Source organism: Aminobacterium sp. UBA4834 (assembly GCF_002400205.1).
GTDB lineage: Bacteria > Synergistota > Synergistia > Synergistales > Aminobacteriaceae > Aminobacterium > Aminobacterium mobile.
This window is the reverse complement of the sequence record NZ_DHFC01000018.1, coordinates 50409-68933: the sequence shown is the minus strand read 5'-3', so window position 1 is coordinate 68933 and position 18525 is coordinate 50409. Positions and strand designations below refer to the sequence as shown.

The following is an 18525-nucleotide window of genomic DNA, read 5'->3' as shown; positions in this document are numbered from 1 at the left end:
CAATAGATGGCCCGTTGGATTGAGTTTTTTTATAGAGAATCTTGAGTCTTCGAAAAAGAAGAAGCGGAGGGAATTTTCCTAATATGGATCTTTCAAAAATTCGAAACTTTTGTATTATCGCCCACATCGATCATGGTAAGTCTACATTGGCCGATAGGCTCCTTGAATATACGGGAACAGTCGAAGGGCGTAAAATGCGGTCGCAGCTTCTCGACTCCCTTGATCTGGAGCGAGAACGCGGCATTACTATAAAACTGGTCCCGGTACGTATGAACTATCGCGCGTTAGATGGCCAGGAGTATGTTTTAAATCTCATTGATACTCCCGGACATGTAGACTTTACATATGAAGTTTCTCGTTCAATTGCTTCCTGTGAGGGAGCTCTTTTGGTTGTAGATGCCTCTCAAGGTGTGGAAGCACAGACGGTGGCTAATGCCTACATGGCTGTAGATCATAATCTCGAGATCATTCCTGTAATAAACAAGATAGATCTTCCATCGGCTCATCCAGAAACAGTGAAAGGCGAAATAGAAGAGGTAGTGGGCATTGATGCTGAAGATGCTATCCTGGCCAGTGCGAAAGAAGGAATTGGCATTCAGGATATTCTTGAACGGATAGTAGCATTAGTTCCAGCTCCCACTGGGGATGTAGATGGGGTTCTTCAAGCCCTGATTTTCGACTCTGTTTACGATAACTATCGTGGGGTCATTTGTTACGTTCGAGTGATGAACGGTACGCTGGAAGCCGGGCAGATGGTGAAGTTTATGGCTACGGGGTCTATGTATCAAATAGAGGAAGTTGGGGTATTCAAACCACTTCTTGAGCCTGTAGAGAGTCTTTCTGCTGGAGAGGTAGGTTACGTAGTTGCTAATATAAAAACAGTAGCAGAAGCCCATGTAGGAGATACAATTACAGATGGGAATAATCCATGTGCAATGGCTCTCCCAGGGTACAAAAAAGTTAAACCTGTTGTTTTTTGCGGTTTCTATCCGGTAGAGCGAGACGATTATCCTCAGCTTCGAGATGCGCTGGAAAAATTAACCCTCAACGATTCTTCAATTACCTTCGATCCAGAAACCTCTGTCGCATTGGGGTTCGGGTTTCGGTGCGGATTCCTGGGCCTTTTGCATATGGATGTAGCCAAGGAACGGCTGCGCAGAGAATTTGGAGTGGAACTCGTCGCTACAGCTCCCAACGTTGTCTATGAGATTACGCCCCAAAAAGGAGAGCCAATAGAAGCCCATCGTCCCTCGGATTTCCCGGATGTTTCTGAGATAGAAGAGGTGAGAGAGCCTATCATTCGCTTAACGAGCTTTCTTCCTTCAGAATATGTTGGGAAAGTTATGCAGCTCTGCCAAGATAAGCGAGGTACCTTTATCTCTATGGACTATCTCTCTCCAGAGCGGGTACGGTTAGTGTACGATCTGCCTCTGGCTGAATTTATTCTTGATTTTCATGACAAGCTCAAATCTCAGACTCGTGGGTTCGCCTCGCTGGATTATGAATATCGTGGTTTTAAAGCAGCTGACTTGGTGAGGGTAGATGTGTTGATCAACAACGAAGCGGCAGATGCCTTCTCTTTTATATGTCATAAGGATGCAGCCTATCATCGAGGGCAGGCAGTGGTTCGAAAGCTTAAGGAGCTCATTCCACGTCAACTTTTTGAGATCCCCATCCAGGCGTCCATAGGCAGGAGAGTCATTGTTCGTCAAAACGTAAAAGCCCTTCGTAAAGACGTGTTGGCCAAGTGCTACGGAGGAGATATTTCCCGAAAGAGGAAATTACTTGAGAAGCAGAAGGAAGGAAAAAAGAAGATGAAGCAGATAGGAAGAGTATCCATTCCTCAAGAGGCATTTCTAGCCTTCCTTAAAGTGGATGAGGAGGATGAACAATAACATCTTTATCTGTGTATGTGCACGTGCCTTTCTGTGTACGGAAGTGCCCTTATTGCGCATTTTATAGTATATGGGGCAACGAAGGAGAGAAAGAAGATTTTATAAGTGCTCTTGACGTAGAGTTACGAGGGTGGCAAGAGAAGCTGGGGGGCCCCCTGAACGTATCGACACTTTATATTGGTGGTGGAACCCCTACGCTTTTATCTTCGAAGCAGTGGGAGCGTCTTATTGAGATATTGAAGAAACATATCGTTTTCTCCCCAGATGTGGAAATTTCCGTGGAAGGGAACCCAGATTCTTTAACGGGAGAACATTGCTACATATGGAGAGAGTGGGGAGTGAAACGGGTAAGTCTTGGTGTCCAGAGTCTCCATGACGATGAGCTACGTTGGCTGGGGAGACCCCATTCGGCCTTGCAGGCTTTGCGCGCCTTAGACCTTTTACAAGAAAAAGGTTTTGATGTAAGCGCCGATCTGATGTTTGGACTAGCAAATCAGACGTTGAGAAAGTGGCATGAGTCTCTTTCTTGCCTTGTCCATTTGGAGATACCTCATCTCTCTATTTATCAGTTGTCCATTGAGGAAGGATCCCTCTGGGGGCGGACTCCTCCAACAGGTGTTCAGAATGGGTATGTTCACTATCGATGGGCTCAGTGGTATCTTGAACAGAAGGGGCTTCTTCAGTATGAGATAGCGAGTTTCGCTAGAAAGGGGAAAGAATGTCGTCATAACCAAGCCTATTGGTTCGAGCGAGATGTATTGTCTCTTGGGCCTTCTGCATGGGGATATTTTCGAGGGACTCGTTTTTGGAACGTGAGAACGCTAGAGGAATATTTGAAACGCATATCATCTGGCATCTCTCCCTTAGCAGGAGAAGAACGCCTGAGGAGGGAGAAGCGGGGAAGAGAGGCAGCTGTTTTGGCATTGCGAACCCGTTATGGAATCCATCTACCGTCTTTTTGCGAGGAATATGGAGAGGTGTTACTCCAGGATATTTTAAATAATTTGGAAAATGTGCCACCAGAATGTCTTGCTTTCAGCGGCGAAACATTGGCACTCTCCCAAAAGGGAATGCGAGTTGCTAACTCTATATGGTCTCTCATCATATAAAGAGTGAGGAAGTGAGGGAATGTATTGGCTTTTAAAAACCTATTCTGGCGATGAAAATTTTTTTGAACATATCCTTTTGCGCATTCCGCGTTTTTATTTTCAAGAATCCCTGTACCCTCAAAGTTATGGAGTTCGGGTAAACGAGAACCTTCAAGGTGCCCTTAGCTATATGGCGAGGGAGGAAGCTACGCTGTTTTTCCCTCTTCATACGATGGTTCGTATTTATGCTGCAGGGCAGAATAACGAAACCTTTGTTATGTTTGTAGGGCAGGAAGTGGACAAATTGGGGGTATGGTTGGAGAAAGAGAAAAAAGTCCAGGATAGCGCTATGAGTCTGGGAATATCGTCTGATATCCCTGATATGGAATGGACTATTTTGGGGATCACATTCCCTAGATGGATTGTTTTGTTCGACGAAGGGGTTGCTATGGCGTGTCGCGATGAACTTGACGATAACATTGGGGCAATTTATGTTCCAGTTCCTGAAGACCTTTTAGATGAAATAAAGCCAGAGAAGGGAACGGAAGAAGTGGCATCATTTTTAATGAATGCCGTCTTTAGTTCTCTTCCGTTCCGGAACCTCGTCGATTTTATATCGAAATAACTTTTGTTGCCTTGAGCAATGTATCAGTAATTTCAAACATGTTAGAAATAGTTCCCACTCCAACTTGCTCGGTTACTCCAAAGTGATTTGTGCATGTTCCACACACGAGAATAGTTGTCCCCTTCTCCGTCATTTCTAGAAGATGGTCGCACGTAGATGTCCCTTTCAATGCGAGGAGTACACCCTCGTTCATAAAGGCTATAAAACGGGGAGGGCAGTCCATTTGAGCCAAAGTGCCGAGGAACCCTTTAATGAGGACTTCTCCCAATTCTTTGTCGTGACCTCCGAGAATGTTTCTTGTAATAAATATAGCCACTTCTTCTTTGTTCCCTTTTGAAGGGTAAGAAGGGGCAGATTTCTCTTGGGATCGAGCATGAGTGTTTTCTCCCGCAAGAGCTTCAATGACAATAGTGTCCCCCTCCCTATGAGGGGATACGGAAAAGCCTTCTTTGGTCAAGAACCGTTGAACATTGGAAGCCGCTACGTCATTGTCTACTAAGACGGAAAGTTCTTTTTCTCCTTTTTCAACTGCGGCTTTGGTCATTATAACCGGCTGTGGGCATGCTTTCCCCCGAGCGTCAATTTCAGTTTTCATTATCATATCCTCCGATCTCTATTTTAAGAAATATAACAGGTCTGTATATCTGCCTGTCTTGCGAGTACAATGATAAAGACTCGAAATTTATAATACCCTTGTTTGGGAATAACAATTATAAATGTATCTCATCCCTCTCTCTTTTTCCAGCACTTCTTCATAGAAAGGTGTTGTGAGAAGCTCGAAATGTTGGATTTGATTGAGACGGTGACGCCGGGCACATTTTCATAGGAAGGTGCTATGGGAAGGGATGAGGCACAGGAAGGCAGGGAGTGCATATGGACGCAAAGAAAAATGAAATCTTAAAAAAACTTCCCGCTATGGACGGGTTGTTAAACCAACCCTGGGTTTTCTTATACGAAAGACAGCTTGGCAGGGAAATGGTAAAAGGTGTTTTCTCACAGATTCTTTCAGAAGTCCGAAAAGCAGTGTTAGAAGACGTGCCAGTAGACGCTTCTCTAGAAGGAGTGAACACGAAAGCTGAGGCCATTTTACAGAGACGAACCACGCCAGGTCTGCAAGCTGTAGTGAATGCTACTGGGGTGGTTGTTCATACTAATCTGGGCCGTTCCTGTCTTCCCCAGGAAGCGGTAGAGGCTGTAAGTCACGTTGCAGCTCGGTACAATACACTTGAGTTTAACTTGCTAGAGGGGAAACGAGGACAGCGGAATGCTCACGTAGAGTGGCTGCTTTGCCAAGTAACAGGGGCTGAGGCTGCCATTGTCGTTAACAATAACGCAGGTGCCGTTCTTTTATGTCTTGCTGCGCTGGCTCGGGAAAAAGAAGTGATTGTCTCTCGGGGGGAGTTGGTAGAAATAGGGGGCTCTTTCAGAATACCGGATATTATGGCTTTCTCAGGAGCCCGTCTTGTAGAGGTAGGAGCGACAAATAGGACGCACCTTCGTGACTACCATCGAGGCCTTTCTGATAATACCGCCATGGTTCTGAAAGTTCACCCATCCAATTTTAAGATAGAGGGTTTTACCGCCATAGTCGATAGAGAAGAATTGAGCTGTTTTGCAAAAGAAAATGGCCTCATTTTCATGGAAGATTTGGGGAGTGGTGTTCTTGTGGATCTCTCTCCTTGGGGGTTGGTGGGAGAGCCTACTGTTCGAGATTGTATTAAGGCGGGAGTAGACCTTGTAACTTTTTCCGGCGATAAGATGTTAGGTGGCCCTCAAATCGGAGCTATTGTAGGGAAAAAAGAGCTTGTGGATACATTGCGAACGTACCCCCTTCTACGAGCATTGCGCGTAGATAAAATGACATTGGCAGCCTTTGAAGTTATTCTCAGAATGTACCTTCAGGATCGGTGGCAAGAGGTTCCCACATTAAAGATGCTTACGTTGGAGTTGGAAACTTTAAAAAAGAGAGCTCGGCGTCTTAGGGGCATGCTGAAAAGAAGATTCCCGCATATAATTGCGACGGTGGTGGAAACCCAAGATGCAGTAGGTGGCGGAGCTTTCCCAACCACAATCATAAAAGGCTATGGAGTGGCGTTGCAGATCCCTGCATTAGGTAGTGCTGGAAGCCTCCAAGCCCTTTTGCGTAATGCAGCCATGCCAGTGGTGGCAGGAGCGTCAGAGGATTGTTTGATACTTCATTGCCGTACATTAATGGAGGGCGATGAGAGTCGGATCGTGGAATCTCTCTCTTCTATTGGGGAGGTGGGAATTTGTGAATAACCGCGAAATTTCTTTAGTTTTGGGCACGGCAGGACACATTGACCATGGAAAAACTACCCTTGTTAAAGCTCTTACAGGGGTGGATTGTGATCGGCTCAATGATGAGAAAAAACGAGGTATTACAATTGAGCTGGGTTTTGCTCCCCTTAAACTTTCAGATGGGCGTATTGTAAGTTTGGTGGATGTACCAGGTCATGAAAAATTTATTCGACAGATGGTGGCAGGAGCTTCTGGTGTAGATGCTGTTATGCTTGTTGTTGCTGCAGATGAAGGCGTTATGCCGCAGACGAGAGAGCATCTTGCCATTCTTAACTTGCTTGGTGTCTCAGATGGTCTTATTGCCATCTCTAAAGCGGATTTAGTAGATGAAGAGCTATTAGATCTTGCTATAGAGGATGTGGCAGACTTTGTACGAGGGACGTTCTTGGAAGGAAAGGCTATAGTACCAGTTTCTTCCGTGACGGGAAAGAATATCCCTAAGCTTATGGAAGAGTTGAGTGCTCTTGTGGATAGAGTGAAAGTCAGAACTCGCCAAGGCCCTTTCTTTATGCCTATCGACAGATCTTTCCCTATCTCTGGTTTTGGAACCGTTGTAACGGGAACGGCCTACCGAGGTCAGATTTCTCCGGGGATGGATGTGTCTATTTTGCCATTGAACCGAGACGTTCGAGTTCGAAGTGTGCAGGTTCATGGGAGCTCCGTAGATGTGGCCTGGGCCGGACAACGAGTGGCCATTAGCCTGTCGGGTGTATCTCTTGAAGAGTTGAGCAGAGGGGATATTGTTTGCGCCAAAGAAATATTCCGCCCCACTCGATGTTGTGATGTGGAGCTTTCTCTTTTATCGTCATCGCCGGAACCTCTCTCCCATTGGCAGCGGGTAAGGCTTCATGTAGGTACAGCAGATGTGCTTGCCAGGGTATCTCTTTTTGACAAGACAAAACTTTTGCCTGGAGAAAAAACGGTAGCGCAGCTCGTAATGGAAGAAGATATTGTAGCTTCCATAGATCAACGATTTGTTATCAGGTTTTACAGTCCCCTTGTCACTATTGGTGGAGGCAAAATACTGTCTCCCTATGGGCACAAGCCGAAAGGGAAAGGCGCCAAGGAAGATTATATGGATGGCCTTAACCATTTCTTGGAAGCTGAGGATTCTGAGAAAAGATTGGAAATTCAAGTTCATTCACACGGAATCCTTAAAAAAAGTGATGGAGTGCTTGCCCTTCAGGAATTACCGGAAGATTTGGATAAACTGGCCCAAAGTTTGGAAAAAAGAAAAAAAATAGTTATTCTTTCAGCTGGGGCCGATTATTATGTCTCGTGGAGCGAGTACAGTGATCTATTAGAGAGGACAGTATCATTCTTGCACTCCTTCCATAAAGAGCGTCCTCATCAGGAAGGAGCCATTATAGATGACTTGTTGACCGGGCCTTTGAAAACTGTAGAGCGCAGATTGGCTCGTACCTTTCTTGATCACTTGCAAGCTGATGGCGTGTTAGTGATAGCAAACAAGAATGTAGTAAGGCTTCCAGATTTCGCACCTCAAGATGATTCTGCTTTTTTTAAGGATCTGGATCGTTTCAATGCCTTTTGTGACGAAAAAGAGTTTCAGCTCCCAATGATAGAAGAAGTTCAGGAAGGGCTAGGTATGAAGGAGAAAGATTTTTCTCGTTTTCTCAAGGATATACGGGAGCGAGGAGAGGCATCTCTTGTGGGAGGGAAATATGTACTGTCACAGCGGGTAGAGAACAAGCTTCTTCATGTCCTTAAGGAAATAAAAGATAACATAACGATAGGCACGGTACGTGACATTACGGGGAGCAGTCGTAAGTATATACTTCCTCTTTTGGAATATATGGATGCTAAGGGCTTTACTCGCCGAGTTGGAGAGAAAAGAATTCTACTCTTGCAGCGCTTAGAGAAAAAAAGTCAATGATAAGGTAACAATTTAGCAAGGTTCTAGCCTCATAGTTTGTGTTTTATGCGATTTTGTGTTATAATTCATAAAACTTAATATTAGGGGTGACCCTGGATGGCTGGAAACCTTGCCTCAATTCGGGAGAAAGTAGCATTGTACAAGGGTCTACGTGTGAAATACCGGACATCCAAAGGACGTCGCAAAGTAGAGGAAAAACAAGGGATTGTCCTTGAGACTTATCCGAATCTCTTTACTTTATATGTGGAGTCGCAGGATAGCAAAGTCTCCTTTAGTTATGCAGAGCTTTTGACAAAAGAAGTAGAGCTCGTGCCATTGTCCGGAAACCATAATAAATAGCCTTGTAATGCAGCTTTGAATGCCCTGGCGTACGAAACGCCAGGGCATTTCGTATGTATGTCGAGGCAATATACATAGAGGAGGGTAGGGCTTTGGTAACATATTCCGTGCAATCAGATGCGAAAATAAATCTGACCCTTCGAATAACAGGGGTTCTGCCAAGTGGGTATCATTCGTTGGTCTCTCTGTTTTTACGTCTTCCATCTGCTGAGTTATTGACAATTTCAACTCTGGAAGAAGATAATGTTAAAGATATTGTAACGACTCGAAATATGCAGATAGAAGGGGAAAATATTTTAGAAAAGGCTCTTCGTGTCTTGCGAAGAGAAAAAATGTGTCTATCCCCTTTCAAAATTGAAGTGAAAAAAAACCTTCCTCCAGGAACTGGCTTAGGGGGAGGAAGTGGGAATGCGGCGGCATTTCTTTCTTGGGTCGAGAAGTATTATGGTATAAAAATATCTACAGGTTTGGCCTCTCAGATAGGAGCAGATGTTCCGTTCCTTCTAAGCGCTTCTTCTCTTGCTCTTGTTCAGGAGATAGGAGATCAATGTACACTTTGGCCGGCGTTGCCTTCTTTTCTGGTTGTTACAGCCATACCTAAATGGAGAGTGGCTACGGCGGAAGCATATGCAGGGCTAGATTCCTTTTATGAAAAACAGGGGGGATTCCCTCTTAATACCTCAGAGTGTCTGGATGAAATTCACGGCATATATGAGAAACTTGCACAAAAGAAGAGAGTGGGGTTCCTGCCCAATGATTTCTCTCCATGGCTATTAAAACGGCACCCTGAGTATGAAGATTTTTTTAGGTTTAGCGAGGAACAGAAAGCGTTAGCTTATGGCTTTTCAGGGAGTGGAAGTAGTGTTTTCGCTCTTTTTGATCCAGTAAAATTACAAGTACGGCTTTCCCGATTTGAAAATTTTAATTGGGTTGAACAAATTCTATTATGGAGTGATGATCGTTGAAAGGACAGAGAACGGAACGTCTTATTCGGACAGTATCCCGTTTTTTGGTAGCACCATCACGGCAAATTTCACTCACAGCTCTCTCTGGAGATTTTGGGGTTTCAAAAACTGTTATCAGTGATGACGTAGTTATGATTGACGCAGCTTTAACTCAGGAGGGGCTTGGTGGAATTCAAGTTGACCGGGGGCGGACTGGAGGAGCTTCTTTTGTCCCAGCCATGTCAGATGAGATGAAGAAGCAGTTTTTTGAAGAAATAGTAGCCTTACTTTCTCACGAGGATCGGATTTTACCTGGCGGTCTCATCTACTATAGCGATATTATTTTCAATCCATACTATGCTTCTCGTTTAGGGCTTGCTATGGCTACTCTTTTTCAGAATGCGAAACCAGATATTGTCATGACGTCAGAAGTGAAAGGTATCCCTCTTGGGCTCTTTACCGCATATTCTTTAGGTGTTCCATTGGCCGTTTGTCGTTTCCGCAATCGACCTAGCGATGGATCTGCTGTGGCTGTGCATTTCCCCACTAAAACTGGAGAGGTTCGGCCTATGTACATGGGTACCAAACAACTAAAACGCGGAAGCCAGGTTCTTGTTGTGGACGATTTTATGAGGGGAGGCAGTACTGCCGCAGGAATGCTGCTCGTAGCAAAAGAGTTTGGTGCTGAAGTTTGTGGCATTGGTGTTTTTCTTGCAGCGGCAGAACCGGAAGAGAAGGCAGTGTCGAATTATACAGCCTTATTGAGGCTTAAGGGGATGGGGAAGTCTTCTCCTGAAGTGTGTATTTGGGAGTGATTTTTCGCAGAGAGTTTGACTCCCTCCCTTACCTGAGATAAAATCCTGTTTCAGGAGGAGGTGACCGGTCTTCATGCATGTGACTTTAGACCGAAATGAGTGCATCGGTTGTGGCGTATGTGCTCAGATTTGTCCCGAGGTGTTTTCTCTCGACGAAGATGCCGGGGTAGCGAAAGTGATGAAGCCGGAAGGTGCCGAGTGTGTGCGTGATGCGGCAGACAGCTGTCCAGTCGGCTGTATTTCTGTAGAGGAATAGATTATTAGATACAGATTTCCCCCCACCTTTTCTCAATAATGTTATAAATAAAGAATTAGGGGCTTGTCATAAAGGGGGAAAGAGGCGTATAATTGGCAGCGTTCTTTTTTGGGCCTATAGCTCAAGTGGCTAGAGCCACCGGCTCATAACCGGAAGGTTCCTGGTTCGAGTCCAGGTAGGCCCACCATTGAAGATAAATGCCGTTTCCCAGCAGGAGGCGGCATTTTTTTATATGCAGCGGGGGGTCTATTATGAATGTTGAGGAAGTGCTTCTGAGGATCGAGTCGTTTGCTCCTTTAGAGAAAGCGGAGTCTTGGGACAATGTAGGTCTCATGGCAGGAGACACTCAATGGTCTGTAACAAAAATAGGCGTAGCCTTAGATCCCTCTCTGTCAGCGGTAGAGGAGGGGGTCCAAAAAGGATGTGACCTTTTAGTAGTCCACCATCCCCTGATCTTTTCTCCCCTTCAGAAAATAGACCTTAAGGAACCTCTCTGCCAAGCAATTCTTTGGGCCCTTGAAAATCATCTGGCTATTATAAGTCTTCATACAAACTGGGACAAAGCGCCGGAGGGAGTTAATGTACAATTAGGCAGAGTTCTTTTTAAAGATGGTTTCCTTCCCTTAGTTCCTGAAGAAAAAACGTGGGGTCTTGGTGCAGTAGGAGAATTGATCCACCCCCTATGTTTGAGGGATCTCATGGCGAGTCTTCGTTCTTTGTGGAATCTCTCTTGGGTAGTTGGATATGGAGATGAGAATAAACCTTTGTGTCATGGTGCTCTCTGTGGAGGATCTGGTGGAGATCTTTGGAAAGAGGCGATGGACAAGGGAGCTCAGGTCTTTATTACAGCTGATATGAAATATCATCAGATATTGGATGCTTGTTCAGCAGGTCTATCTTTGTGTATAGTTGATCATGGAGAAATGGAACGTTTCTCTTTGGCCTCCCTTGCAGCATTATTGAGGACTCCTGAAATAGTTGTTTTTGAATTGGAGGATAAAGGGCCGTTAAGGATTGTAAGCGAATAGTAAAAGAGATTTTTTATAAATAAATGAGGTGGAGAAAACATGGCTAAAAGAGTTTTTAGTGGCATGCGCCCTACAGGAAAGCTTCATTTGGGACATTTAGCCGGGGCTCTTACTAATTGGGTTCGGCTACAGAATGAATATGAATGTCTTTATAGCATTGTAGATTGGCATGCTCTTATGTCAGATTATGCAGATAGTAGCAAAATAAGGGATAACAGTAAGGAAGCCCTTCTAGACTGGCTTGCGGCGGGCCTTGATCCAGAGAAAAGCATTATTTTTGTACAATCTCATGTCCCTCAGCATGCAGAGCTTCATCTAGCCCTGTCCATGGTGGCACCTCTCGGATGGCTTCAGAGAAATCCGACCTATAAAGAGCAAATTTTAAATATACAGAATAAAGATTTAAGCACGTATGCCTTCTTAGGCTATCCAGTGCTTATGGCAGCCGATATTCTGCTTTATAAAGCAGAAATGGTTCCAGTAGGTGAAGATCAAAATGCCCATCTTGAGCTTAGCCGAGAAATGGCACGGCGTTTCAATAATTTCTATGGCAACATTTTCCCAGAGCCACAAACACTTCTGACCCCAACCCCAAAGGTTCCTGGAGTTGATGGTCGTAAGATGAGCAAGTCTTATGGGAATGCCATTAATATTTCAGATACTGCAGAGGAAATGTGGGAGAAAATTCGTACCATGATAACCGATCCCGCGCGACAGAGACGTACGGACCCAGGCGATCCTGAAAAATGCCCCGTTTGGGATATTCATAAAGTGTTTAACAACGATATGGAACAGCGTCAGGAGATTATAAAAGGATGTAAAACTGCAGGGATTGGTTGCATACAATGCAAGAAAATGCTTATGGAACATATTAAGGAAATTATGGCTCCTATCCATGAGCGTCGACGTTACTATGAATCTCATGCAGAAAACCTTCGAGATATTGTTTTATCTGGTGCTGAAAAGGCTAAGGTAATTGCTCAGCAGACTATTGATGAAATAGTAGAAGCTATCGGGTTTGTTCCGAGAAAGTAGAGAACGTATATGGCAGGGAAAGGAACCTTTCCTCTCCAGGTAGAAGTAGAGGGGTTTTCAGGGCCCCTAGATTTGTTATGCTACTTGGTGGAGAGCCGTCAATTTCAAGCGACCCAGATTCGAGTTTCAGATTTAGTGCGGATCTATGGTAGTTACTTGGCTCGCTCACAAAAGACTTCTTTGTACGTTATTGCGGAGTTTCTTTCCCTTGCTGCAGGGCTTGTGTTAGAGAAAGTTTTGGCTCTCCTTCCGGAACAGGAGCAGGATGACTCTTTGTCGTGCAGTGAATCGGAAGAAGAGCCTCTATCAGAGGAAGAGCTTTTGCAACAGCTATCTCGATATCGCCCTTACAGACGAGTATCTTTTTGGCTTATGGAAAGAAAAGAGTATAGGGATCGTTTTTTTAGGAGAATGTTGCTTGAAGAAGCTCCAGTATATGATGTAGGTGATCTCTATAGCTTGTGTCGTTTGTGGTGGGAAATGCTCGCTTCTCATCAAAAAGAGGAGTCATTGCAGGCTGCTTTACGGGGAAGAATCGTTGAAGGTTGGCAGGGGATCCCTTCGGCTGTGCCGGAAGAGGTACAGATAGATAAAAAAATAGAGGAACTTTCTACGTATTTGAGGGATCATGCGAGCCTCTCTCTTTCAGTGGTTTTGGAAAAAACTTCTTCCGTGTCAGTGGTGGTAGTAACGTTGTTGGCTCTTCTGGAAATGTCTAGGACAGGGAAAATCGACCTGTTTCAAAAGGAGCTGTTTGGAGATGTTGTCATCTCTTGCCAAACAAATTGAAGCTCTTTTATTTGTAGCGACGACCCCTGTCTCTTCTGAAGAACTGGCTTGCTTTACACGTAGAGAACGAGGAGAAGTAGAGGGCGCGTTACAGGAGCTTTCATTTCATTATTCTGATGGTCATGGCCTCGTTCTGTGCAGAGTGGCGGAAGGCTGGGAGATATGTACAGCTCCAGATCTGGCCGGTATAGTTTCTGATTTTCGAGAGATAGTTTCTCATCAGAAGGTTCGTTTGAGCCGTGCAGCAGTGGAGTGTTTGGCGATTGTCGCTTACAATCAGCCTGTAACGCGAGCGGAGATAGAAGAGATTCGGGGAGTGCGCTGTGAAAGAGTACTAGAAACTCTTCTTTCTTGTGGGGTTATTCGTATTGCCGGGAGACGAAAAGGAACGGGCTCTCCTCTCTTGTACAGGACGACAGACGCTTTTCTAGAGCATTTTGGCCTATCGGCTATATCAGAACTTCCTACGCTAGAAGAAGTGGAAGAATTTGCCCCGCAAAAGGATGAAGGGGAATGAATAATAATGCGGTTAAATCGTTATCTTGCAGCGTGTGGGCTGACATCTCGCCGCAAGGCCGAGAATCTTATTCGTTCAGGGCGAGTGTCTATTAATGGTGAAATTGTTTGTGAGTTTTCCATAATCGTCAATGAGAATGACGTTGTTTGTGTAGATGGTACTCAAGTTGTGCCAGAGAAAAAAGTATATATTGTTATGAATAAGCCACGAGGGGTTGTTTGTGCGGTAGAAGACCCCTTCGATAGAACTGTTATAGAATTGTTGCCGAAAGAATATGAAGAGGTGAGGATCTTTCCTGTAGGGCGTCTCGACAAAGAGAGTGAAGGGCTTTTAGTATTGTCAAATGATGGGGATTTTGCTCATTTCCTAATGCACCCTTCGTCGAATATACCTAAAAGTTATGAGATTTTTTTGAATAAGAAGGTTTCTGAAAGAGATCTTGTATCTTGGAGAAAAGGGGTCACCATTGAGGGTGGTTTTGTTCGCCCGCTTCTCGTGAAAGTTTTAAAACGAGAACCGTTGGGGATGTGGCTTTTTATCCAGATCGGGGAAGGATTGAAACGAGAGATCCGATTAATGGCCGAAAAACTCGGATTCAGGGTAAGGGTGCTTATTCGTCGAAGAATTGGTAGAATGGAACTAAGAAACCTTAAAACAGGGCACATAGTTAAGCTGTCGCAAGATGTATTATTAAAAAAGATACAACAAGGTGGTTTTGTTTAAGCTCTTTCACATAGATACGGAGGGTGGAATTATGACCTATATGGACGATCGGTCCAGGGAATTGATCAAATCGCGAATAGTCAATCGTGTTAAAGAAATAAAATCATTCCCTCAGTTTGTTATAGAGACCCTCAGATTATTGAATGACCCTGAAAGCAACGCCAAAGATGTAGCGACAAGTCTGGCTCGTGATGAAGGGCTTGTAGTGCGTACTTTGCGTTTAGCGAACTCAGCAGCTTACGGTATGTCTCGAAGGATAAGCAGTGTTGCGGAAGCTATTTCTCTTCTAGGGTATAAAAATATAAGTAATATTGTACTTGCTGCTTCAGTATACTCTTTTATGGATAAAAGTCTTAACGGTTATGCTCTTAATCGGGGGGAATTGTGGCGGCACTCCCTTACTGTAGCTTATGCGTCTCGATATTTGGCCCAAAGGGCAGGAAAAACCACACCAGAAGAAGCGTATGTCGGCGGTTTACTTCATGATATAGGAAAGGTGGTTTTAAACGATTACGTTCGCTTTGGATATAGCCTTATCATGAAACTTATAGACGAAGAAAAAATATCGTTTCTTGACGCTGAAATTCAGGTGTTAGGTTTTGACCACGCTCTTGTAGGTTCGCTCTTGGTAGAGAAGTGGGGATTGCCTGAACAATATCAGTACGTTGCAGCCTGCCATCATACGCCGGATCGCCTTCCTGATGAAGTCAAGCAACATCAACCCCTTATAGATACTGTACATCTTGCCAATTCTTTATGCCTTATGTTAGGGGTTGGTATTGGAGCAGAAGGCCTTCAGTATCCTCTCTATCCGGATGTTTTTGATCGGCTTGGTATTTCTGATTACGAAGCATTACTTTCAGAGATAGTTGATTTTGTGACGGTTGCAACGCAAGAGCTGGAAGAGATGGGAGATTTGTAATCGATGAGAATGAAAAATCTGGTTGTTGCCATTGATGGGCCAGCGGGGGCTGGCAAAAGCACTGTAGCCAGACGGGTAGCGGAGGATCTTGGGCTGGATTATCTTGATACGGGCGCTATTTACAGGGCTCTTGCTTTTTACTTGAATACTATGGGGTTTGAGCCAACGGAAGGTGCAGAATTAGCCATCGTGCTTTCTAAAATTAAGGTTTCTTTAGGAGATGGCTGTGTCTATATTAATGGTGCCGACGTGACAGAACATATTCGGTCACCATGGGTAGATAGCATAGTATCGGGGTATGCGGCACTTCCCGCAGTGAGGGACTGTTTACTTGCCACGCAACGAGAACAAGCCGAAGAGACAGGACTCGTAGCTGATGGCAGGGATATGGGAACAGTTGTTTTTCCCGATGCTGCTGTAAAGATATTTTTAACGGCAAGTGACGTAGTTCGGGCAGAGCGACGCTATCAGCAACTTGTCGAACGAGGAGAGACAGTTACCTTCGAAGAAGTTCTTCGCCAGATTCGATGTCGTGATGAATTTGATACGAATCGTGCAACGGCTCCCCTTCGCAAAGCTCCAGACGCTGTGGTTATCGATACGTCTTATATGACTATTGAAGATGTTGTTGCTAAAATCATTCATATCGTGAAAGAACATACTCAACAGGTGGCTTTATGAACCATTTATTCTACAAGCTGGCAAAACTGTTTTGCTTCTTAGTGTTAAAAATATATAATAGACTTACTGTTATCTGGAAAAAATCTCTTATATCTACTTCGCCAGTAATAGTGGCGGCGAACCATTGCAGTAATCTAGACCCTGTGATTATCGGGGCTGTTTTCCCGAGGCGGCTGAGGTATTTGGCTAAATCCGAGCTTTTTACAATCCCAGGTTTAAGCCTACTTATTCGGATATTAGGAGCCATTCCAGTTGTAAAACAGAATAGTCAAAGTGCCGGTGCGGCATTAAAGGCTTTTTTAGAGCTCTTAGAACAAGGGGAAAATGTTCTTCTTTTCCCAGAGGGGGCTCGTTCCCGAGATGGGGGGCTTCAACCCTTAGAGGGTGGTGTCGCCTTGATAGCTATGAAGAGCGGTGCTCCTATCATACCAGCATATATCCAGGGGAGTTTTCAATCCATGCCTCCTGGCGCCCGTTTCGTTCGACCTACTCGAATTAAAGTAACGTTTGGGCCAGCTATAGTTCCAGCGGAGAGGACAATAGGACTCTCTTCCAAAGAGGGCCGACTCAAGTTATTAGAGGATGTTGAAGAGGCGCTGAAAAAACTTGAAGAAACTAATTGATACTCAGAAGAATCAAAGTTACAAGCGAGCTGTTGTGGCAGCTCTCGATTCTCCTGGAGCCCCTTTTGATTATCGAACTTTACTTGATGAACTTGCTATGCTTCTTAAGAACCTTGGGGTAATTGTTGTAGGAGAGATTGTTCAAAAAAAAGAGAAACCGGATCCAGCTTATATGCTGGGGAAGGGGAAGATTGAGGCTGCGGCTTTATTTTGCAAAGAAGTACAGGCCGATCTCTTTGTGTGTAATGAGCGGCTGACTCCAGGACAACGTTTTAATGTTCAGAAAATTCTAGGGCTGGATGTTTGGGACCGGCCTTTTGTTATCATGAAAATTTTTGAGAAAAGAGCTCGTACTACAGAAGCTCGTTTACAGGTGGAACTTGCTCTTTGTGAATATGAAATTCCACATTTGAAGGGGTTGGGCCGTCAAATGTCCCGACTGGGCGGGGGGATTGGAACTCGAGGGCCTGGAGAAACAGAGTTTGAACGGCATCGACGGAAGCTCGAAAGGCGTGTTCGAGGTATTAATGAGAGATTGGAACGTGTGCGTAAAAGACGAACGTTCCAACGGGATCGGAGGCAAAAGGCTGGGTTCCCTACTGTAGCGCTGGCTGGGTACACAAATAGTGGTAAATCTACCCTTTTGCGGCAGCTAAGTTCGAGTCGGGACCTTTTTGTAGCGGATCAGCTTTTTTCTACACTGGACACGTATGTTCGCAAAGTGTGGCTCCCTCAAGGCCATCAAATACTTTTTTCAGATACAGTTGGTTTTATTCGAGAGCTCCCTCCAGACTTAGTGGCAGCGTTCAGGACAACTCTTGAGGAAATATCTGCCTCGGCGTTGATTCTTCTTGTTCTTGATGGAAGCGCTCCAGATATAATGGAAACTCTTGATGTAGTTGAGGCCACTCTTGCTGAGATACAGTCGGGAGATATCCCTCGACTTATAGTGCTTAATAAAGTAGACAAGATGGATACAGATATAATTCCATATCTTCTGGCTCAGATCCAGGCACGAAGCTCCACCCCAGTGGTTCCTATTAGTGCTTTGAAAGGGGAGGGGCTTCCTCTTTTGCTTGAAGAGGTAGAGCGTTTGTTGTTTGATACGAACTAAAAAGGCAGAAAATGAAGGGGGATTCATCGTGCTCTTAAGCATGACAGGGTTCAGTAGAGAAAGTGAAAGTTTTAAGTGGGGGACGCTCTCTGTAGAGATATCCTCAATTAATCATCGGTACTTGGATGTTTCTATTCGTCTTCCCCGAGAATTATCTTTTTGTGAGCCTTCTATTAACGATCAAGTAAGAAGTTCCCTCAGACGTGGGAAAGTTCGTTTGTCTGTAGATGTCACATGGCCCTCTGATCTGTTGGCCGTGACCGTAAATTCTGATATCTTGAAAAATTATTATTATCAAATTCAAAAGATTCAAGAAGATCTCCACATATCTGATCCAATAAACATTGTTTCTTTGCTTCATCTTCCTGGAGTTACAGATTCTCCATCGAACAGACAAGATATGGAGAAAGAAGTAGAGCAAGCCCTTGAAGACATAGTGAGGAAGGCTGTGTCATCACTGCAAGTTATGCGTGAAAAAGAAGGAGCGCATCTGGAAGAGGATATAAATACGCACCTTTCTTCCTTTCATGGATTTCTAAATAATATTCAAAACAGATGGATAAATGCGCGAGATGAGGCTATGGTAGAAACTCGAGAGCGTATCAAAAAAATCTTAGAAGAAAACGGCCCAGATTTGGATGAAGGTCGCATAGCTCAAGAAATTGCTCTTATGGCGGATAAGTGGGATATATCTGAAGAGCTTACTCGAGCAGAGAGCCATATAAAAAAATTTCAATCTATACTGAAATCTTCAGAATCTGAGGGACGGAAGATGGATTTTCTTATCCAGGAGATGAATAGAGAAATTAACACTATAGGCTCTAAAGTAACGGATTCGGATATTCGTTGGCTAGTAGTAGAAGCAAAAACAGCTCTTGAAAGGATTCGAGAGCAAGTACAGAATGTGGAGTGATGGCC

Annotated in this window: 20 protein-coding genes and 1 tRNA gene; 20 read left to right on the top strand and 1 reads right to left on the bottom strand. The window is 44.5% G+C overall.

Annotation, left to right across the window (positions count from 1 at the left end; all coding sequences use genetic code 11):
- Positions 1-83: 83 nt before the first annotated feature.
- Genes lepA through B3L97_RS06835 form a run of 3 tightly spaced genes read left to right on the top strand, consistent with a single transcriptional unit; the run spans position 84 to position 3608 of the window.
- A complete protein-coding gene (gene lepA / locus B3L97_RS06845; protein WP_024822104.1) occupies positions 84-1895 on the top strand; it encodes a translation elongation factor 4 in 1812 nt (603 codons plus the stop codon).
- Between the two features lie 11 nt (positions 1896-1906).
- Positions 1907-3004: a radical SAM family heme chaperone HemW gene (gene hemW, locus B3L97_RS06840; protein ID WP_334103984.1), complete on the top strand. Its 1098-nt coding sequence runs from the start codon at positions 1907-1909 to the stop codon at positions 3002-3004.
- A gap of 19 nt (positions 3005-3023) precedes the next feature.
- Positions 3024-3608: a hypothetical protein gene (locus tag B3L97_RS06835; RefSeq protein WP_286934644.1), complete on the top strand. Its 585-nt coding sequence runs from the start codon at positions 3024-3026 to the stop codon at positions 3606-3608.
- Here B3L97_RS06835 and yedF read toward each other — a convergent pair.
- Complete coding sequence (gene yedF / locus B3L97_RS06830) at positions 3595-4203, bottom strand: sulfurtransferase-like selenium metabolism protein YedF (RefSeq protein WP_286934643.1); 609 nt, start codon at positions 4201-4203, stop codon at positions 3595-3597. The genes B3L97_RS06835 and yedF overlap by 14 nt on opposite strands.
- Positions 4204-4481: 278 nt before the next feature.
- On the opposite strand from yedF, the gene selA reads away from it, so the two are divergent.
- The 17 genes from selA to B3L97_RS06745 all read left to right on the top strand — a co-directional run bounded on the left by selA (position 4482) and on the right by B3L97_RS06745 (position 18520).
- Positions 4482-5888: an L-seryl-tRNA(Sec) selenium transferase gene (selA, locus tag B3L97_RS06825; protein ID WP_024822108.1), complete on the top strand. Its 1407-nt coding sequence runs from the start codon at positions 4482-4484 to the stop codon at positions 5886-5888.
- Positions 5881-7821 carry a selenocysteine-specific translation elongation factor gene (gene selB, locus B3L97_RS06820; protein ID WP_286934642.1) on the top strand — a complete coding sequence of 647 codons (1941 nt, stop codon included), beginning with the start codon at positions 5881-5883 and terminating at the stop codon, positions 7819-7821. The genes selA and selB overlap by 8 nt, the downstream gene beginning before the upstream one ends.
- A gap of 96 nt (positions 7822-7917) precedes the next feature.
- Positions 7918-8160, top strand: a complete 243-nt coding sequence (locus tag B3L97_RS06815) for a Veg family protein (RefSeq protein ID WP_024822110.1) — start codon at positions 7918-7920, stop codon at positions 8158-8160.
- Between the two features lie 92 nt (positions 8161-8252).
- A complete protein-coding gene (locus tag B3L97_RS06810; protein ID WP_286934641.1) occupies positions 8253-9125 on the top strand; it encodes a 4-(cytidine 5'-diphospho)-2-C-methyl-D-erythritol kinase in 873 nt (290 codons plus the stop codon).
- The gene (locus B3L97_RS06805; RefSeq protein ID WP_024822112.1) at positions 9122-9919 is read left to right on the top strand and encodes a phosphoribosyltransferase family protein; all 798 of its coding nucleotides are present in this window, start codon (positions 9122-9124) and stop codon (positions 9917-9919) included. The genes B3L97_RS06810 and B3L97_RS06805 overlap by 4 nt, the downstream gene beginning before the upstream one ends.
- A 73-nt stretch (positions 9920-9992) precedes the next feature.
- Positions 9993-10175 (top strand): ferredoxin, encoded by a 183-nt coding sequence (locus tag B3L97_RS06800; protein ID WP_024822113.1) that lies wholly within the window; start codon positions 9993-9995, stop codon positions 10173-10175.
- Positions 10176-10285: 110 nt separating this feature from the next.
- A tRNA-Ile gene (locus tag B3L97_RS06795) sits at positions 10286-10362 on the top strand.
- A 64-nt stretch (positions 10363-10426) separates the two neighbouring features.
- Positions 10427-11203, top strand: coding sequence for a Nif3-like dinuclear metal center hexameric protein (locus B3L97_RS06790; protein ID WP_024822114.1), 777 nt, complete (start codon positions 10427-10429; stop codon positions 11201-11203).
- Positions 11204-11242: 39 nt separating this feature from the next.
- Entirely contained in the window at positions 11243-12238 is a 996-nt protein-coding gene (gene trpS / locus B3L97_RS06785; RefSeq protein ID WP_286934640.1) for a tryptophan--tRNA ligase, read from the top strand.
- A gap of 9 nt (positions 12239-12247) precedes the next feature.
- Positions 12248-13027 carry a segregation and condensation protein A gene (locus B3L97_RS06780; RefSeq protein ID WP_286934639.1) on the top strand — a complete coding sequence of 260 codons (780 nt, stop codon included), beginning with the start codon at positions 12248-12250 and terminating at the stop codon, positions 13025-13027.
- Positions 12999-13544: an SMC-Scp complex subunit ScpB gene (gene scpB / locus B3L97_RS06775; RefSeq protein WP_024822117.1), complete on the top strand. Its 546-nt coding sequence runs from the start codon at positions 12999-13001 to the stop codon at positions 13542-13544. Before B3L97_RS06780 ends, scpB begins: the two co-directional genes overlap by 29 nt.
- 6 nt (positions 13545-13550) lie before the next feature.
- The gene (locus tag B3L97_RS06770) at positions 13551-14267 is read left to right on the top strand and encodes a pseudouridine synthase (protein ID WP_024822118.1); all 717 of its coding nucleotides are present in this window, start codon (positions 13551-13553) and stop codon (positions 14265-14267) included.
- A gap of 31 nt (positions 14268-14298) precedes the next feature.
- Entirely contained in the window at positions 14299-15189 is an 891-nt protein-coding gene (locus B3L97_RS06765) for an HDOD domain-containing protein (protein WP_024822119.1), read from the top strand.
- 3 nt (positions 15190-15192) lie between these two features.
- Positions 15193-15870 (top strand): (d)CMP kinase, encoded by a 678-nt coding sequence (gene cmk / locus B3L97_RS06760; RefSeq protein WP_024822120.1) that lies wholly within the window; start codon positions 15193-15195, stop codon positions 15868-15870.
- Positions 15867-16493, top strand: a complete 627-nt coding sequence (locus B3L97_RS06755) for a lysophospholipid acyltransferase family protein (RefSeq protein WP_024822121.1) — start codon at positions 15867-15869, stop codon at positions 16491-16493. The genes cmk and B3L97_RS06755 overlap by 4 nt, the downstream gene beginning before the upstream one ends.
- A complete protein-coding gene (hflX, locus tag B3L97_RS06750) occupies positions 16477-17607 on the top strand; it encodes a GTPase HflX (RefSeq protein WP_024822122.1) in 1131 nt (376 codons plus the stop codon). The genes B3L97_RS06755 and hflX overlap by 17 nt, the downstream gene beginning before the upstream one ends.
- Before the next feature lie 28 nt (positions 17608-17635).
- A complete protein-coding gene (locus B3L97_RS06745; RefSeq protein ID WP_024822123.1) occupies positions 17636-18520 on the top strand; it encodes a YicC/YloC family endoribonuclease in 885 nt (294 codons plus the stop codon).
- The last annotated feature ends 5 nt before the right edge of the window (positions 18521-18525 follow it).

What these genes read in the sequence shown, in the direction of transcription:
- lepA (WP_024822104.1), top strand. Translation starts at nt 84, where the DNA reads ATGGATCTTTCAAAAATTCGAAACTTTTGTATTATCGCCCACATCGAT.
- B3L97_RS06835 (WP_286934644.1), top strand. Translation starts at nt 3,024, where the DNA reads ATGTATTGGCTTTTAAAAACCTATTCTGGCGATGAAAATTTTTTTGAA.
- yedF (WP_286934643.1), bottom strand. Translation starts at nt 4,203, where the DNA reads ATGAAAACTGAAATTGACGCTCGGGGGAAAGCATGCCCACAGCCGGTT.
- selA (WP_024822108.1), top strand. Translation starts at nt 4,482, where the DNA reads ATGGACGCAAAGAAAAATGAAATCTTAAAAAAACTTCCCGCTATGGAC.
- B3L97_RS06815 (WP_024822110.1), top strand. Translation starts at nt 7,918, where the DNA reads ATGGCTGGAAACCTTGCCTCAATTCGGGAGAAAGTAGCATTGTACAAG.
- B3L97_RS06800 (WP_024822113.1), top strand. Translation starts at nt 9,993, where the DNA reads ATGCATGTGACTTTAGACCGAAATGAGTGCATCGGTTGTGGCGTATGT.
- B3L97_RS06790 (WP_024822114.1), top strand. Translation starts at nt 10,427, where the DNA reads ATGAATGTTGAGGAAGTGCTTCTGAGGATCGAGTCGTTTGCTCCTTTA.
- trpS (WP_286934640.1), top strand. Translation starts at nt 11,243, where the DNA reads ATGGCTAAAAGAGTTTTTAGTGGCATGCGCCCTACAGGAAAGCTTCAT.
- B3L97_RS06780 (WP_286934639.1), top strand. Translation starts at nt 12,248, where the DNA reads ATGGCAGGGAAAGGAACCTTTCCTCTCCAGGTAGAAGTAGAGGGGTTT.
- scpB (WP_024822117.1), top strand. Translation starts at nt 12,999, where the DNA reads ATGTTGTCATCTCTTGCCAAACAAATTGAAGCTCTTTTATTTGTAGCG.
- B3L97_RS06770 (WP_024822118.1), top strand. Translation starts at nt 13,551, where the DNA reads ATGCGGTTAAATCGTTATCTTGCAGCGTGTGGGCTGACATCTCGCCGC.
- B3L97_RS06765 (WP_024822119.1), top strand. Translation starts at nt 14,299, where the DNA reads ATGACCTATATGGACGATCGGTCCAGGGAATTGATCAAATCGCGAATA.
- cmk (WP_024822120.1), top strand. Translation starts at nt 15,193, where the DNA reads ATGAGAATGAAAAATCTGGTTGTTGCCATTGATGGGCCAGCGGGGGCT.
- B3L97_RS06755 (WP_024822121.1), top strand. Translation starts at nt 15,867, where the DNA reads ATGAACCATTTATTCTACAAGCTGGCAAAACTGTTTTGCTTCTTAGTG.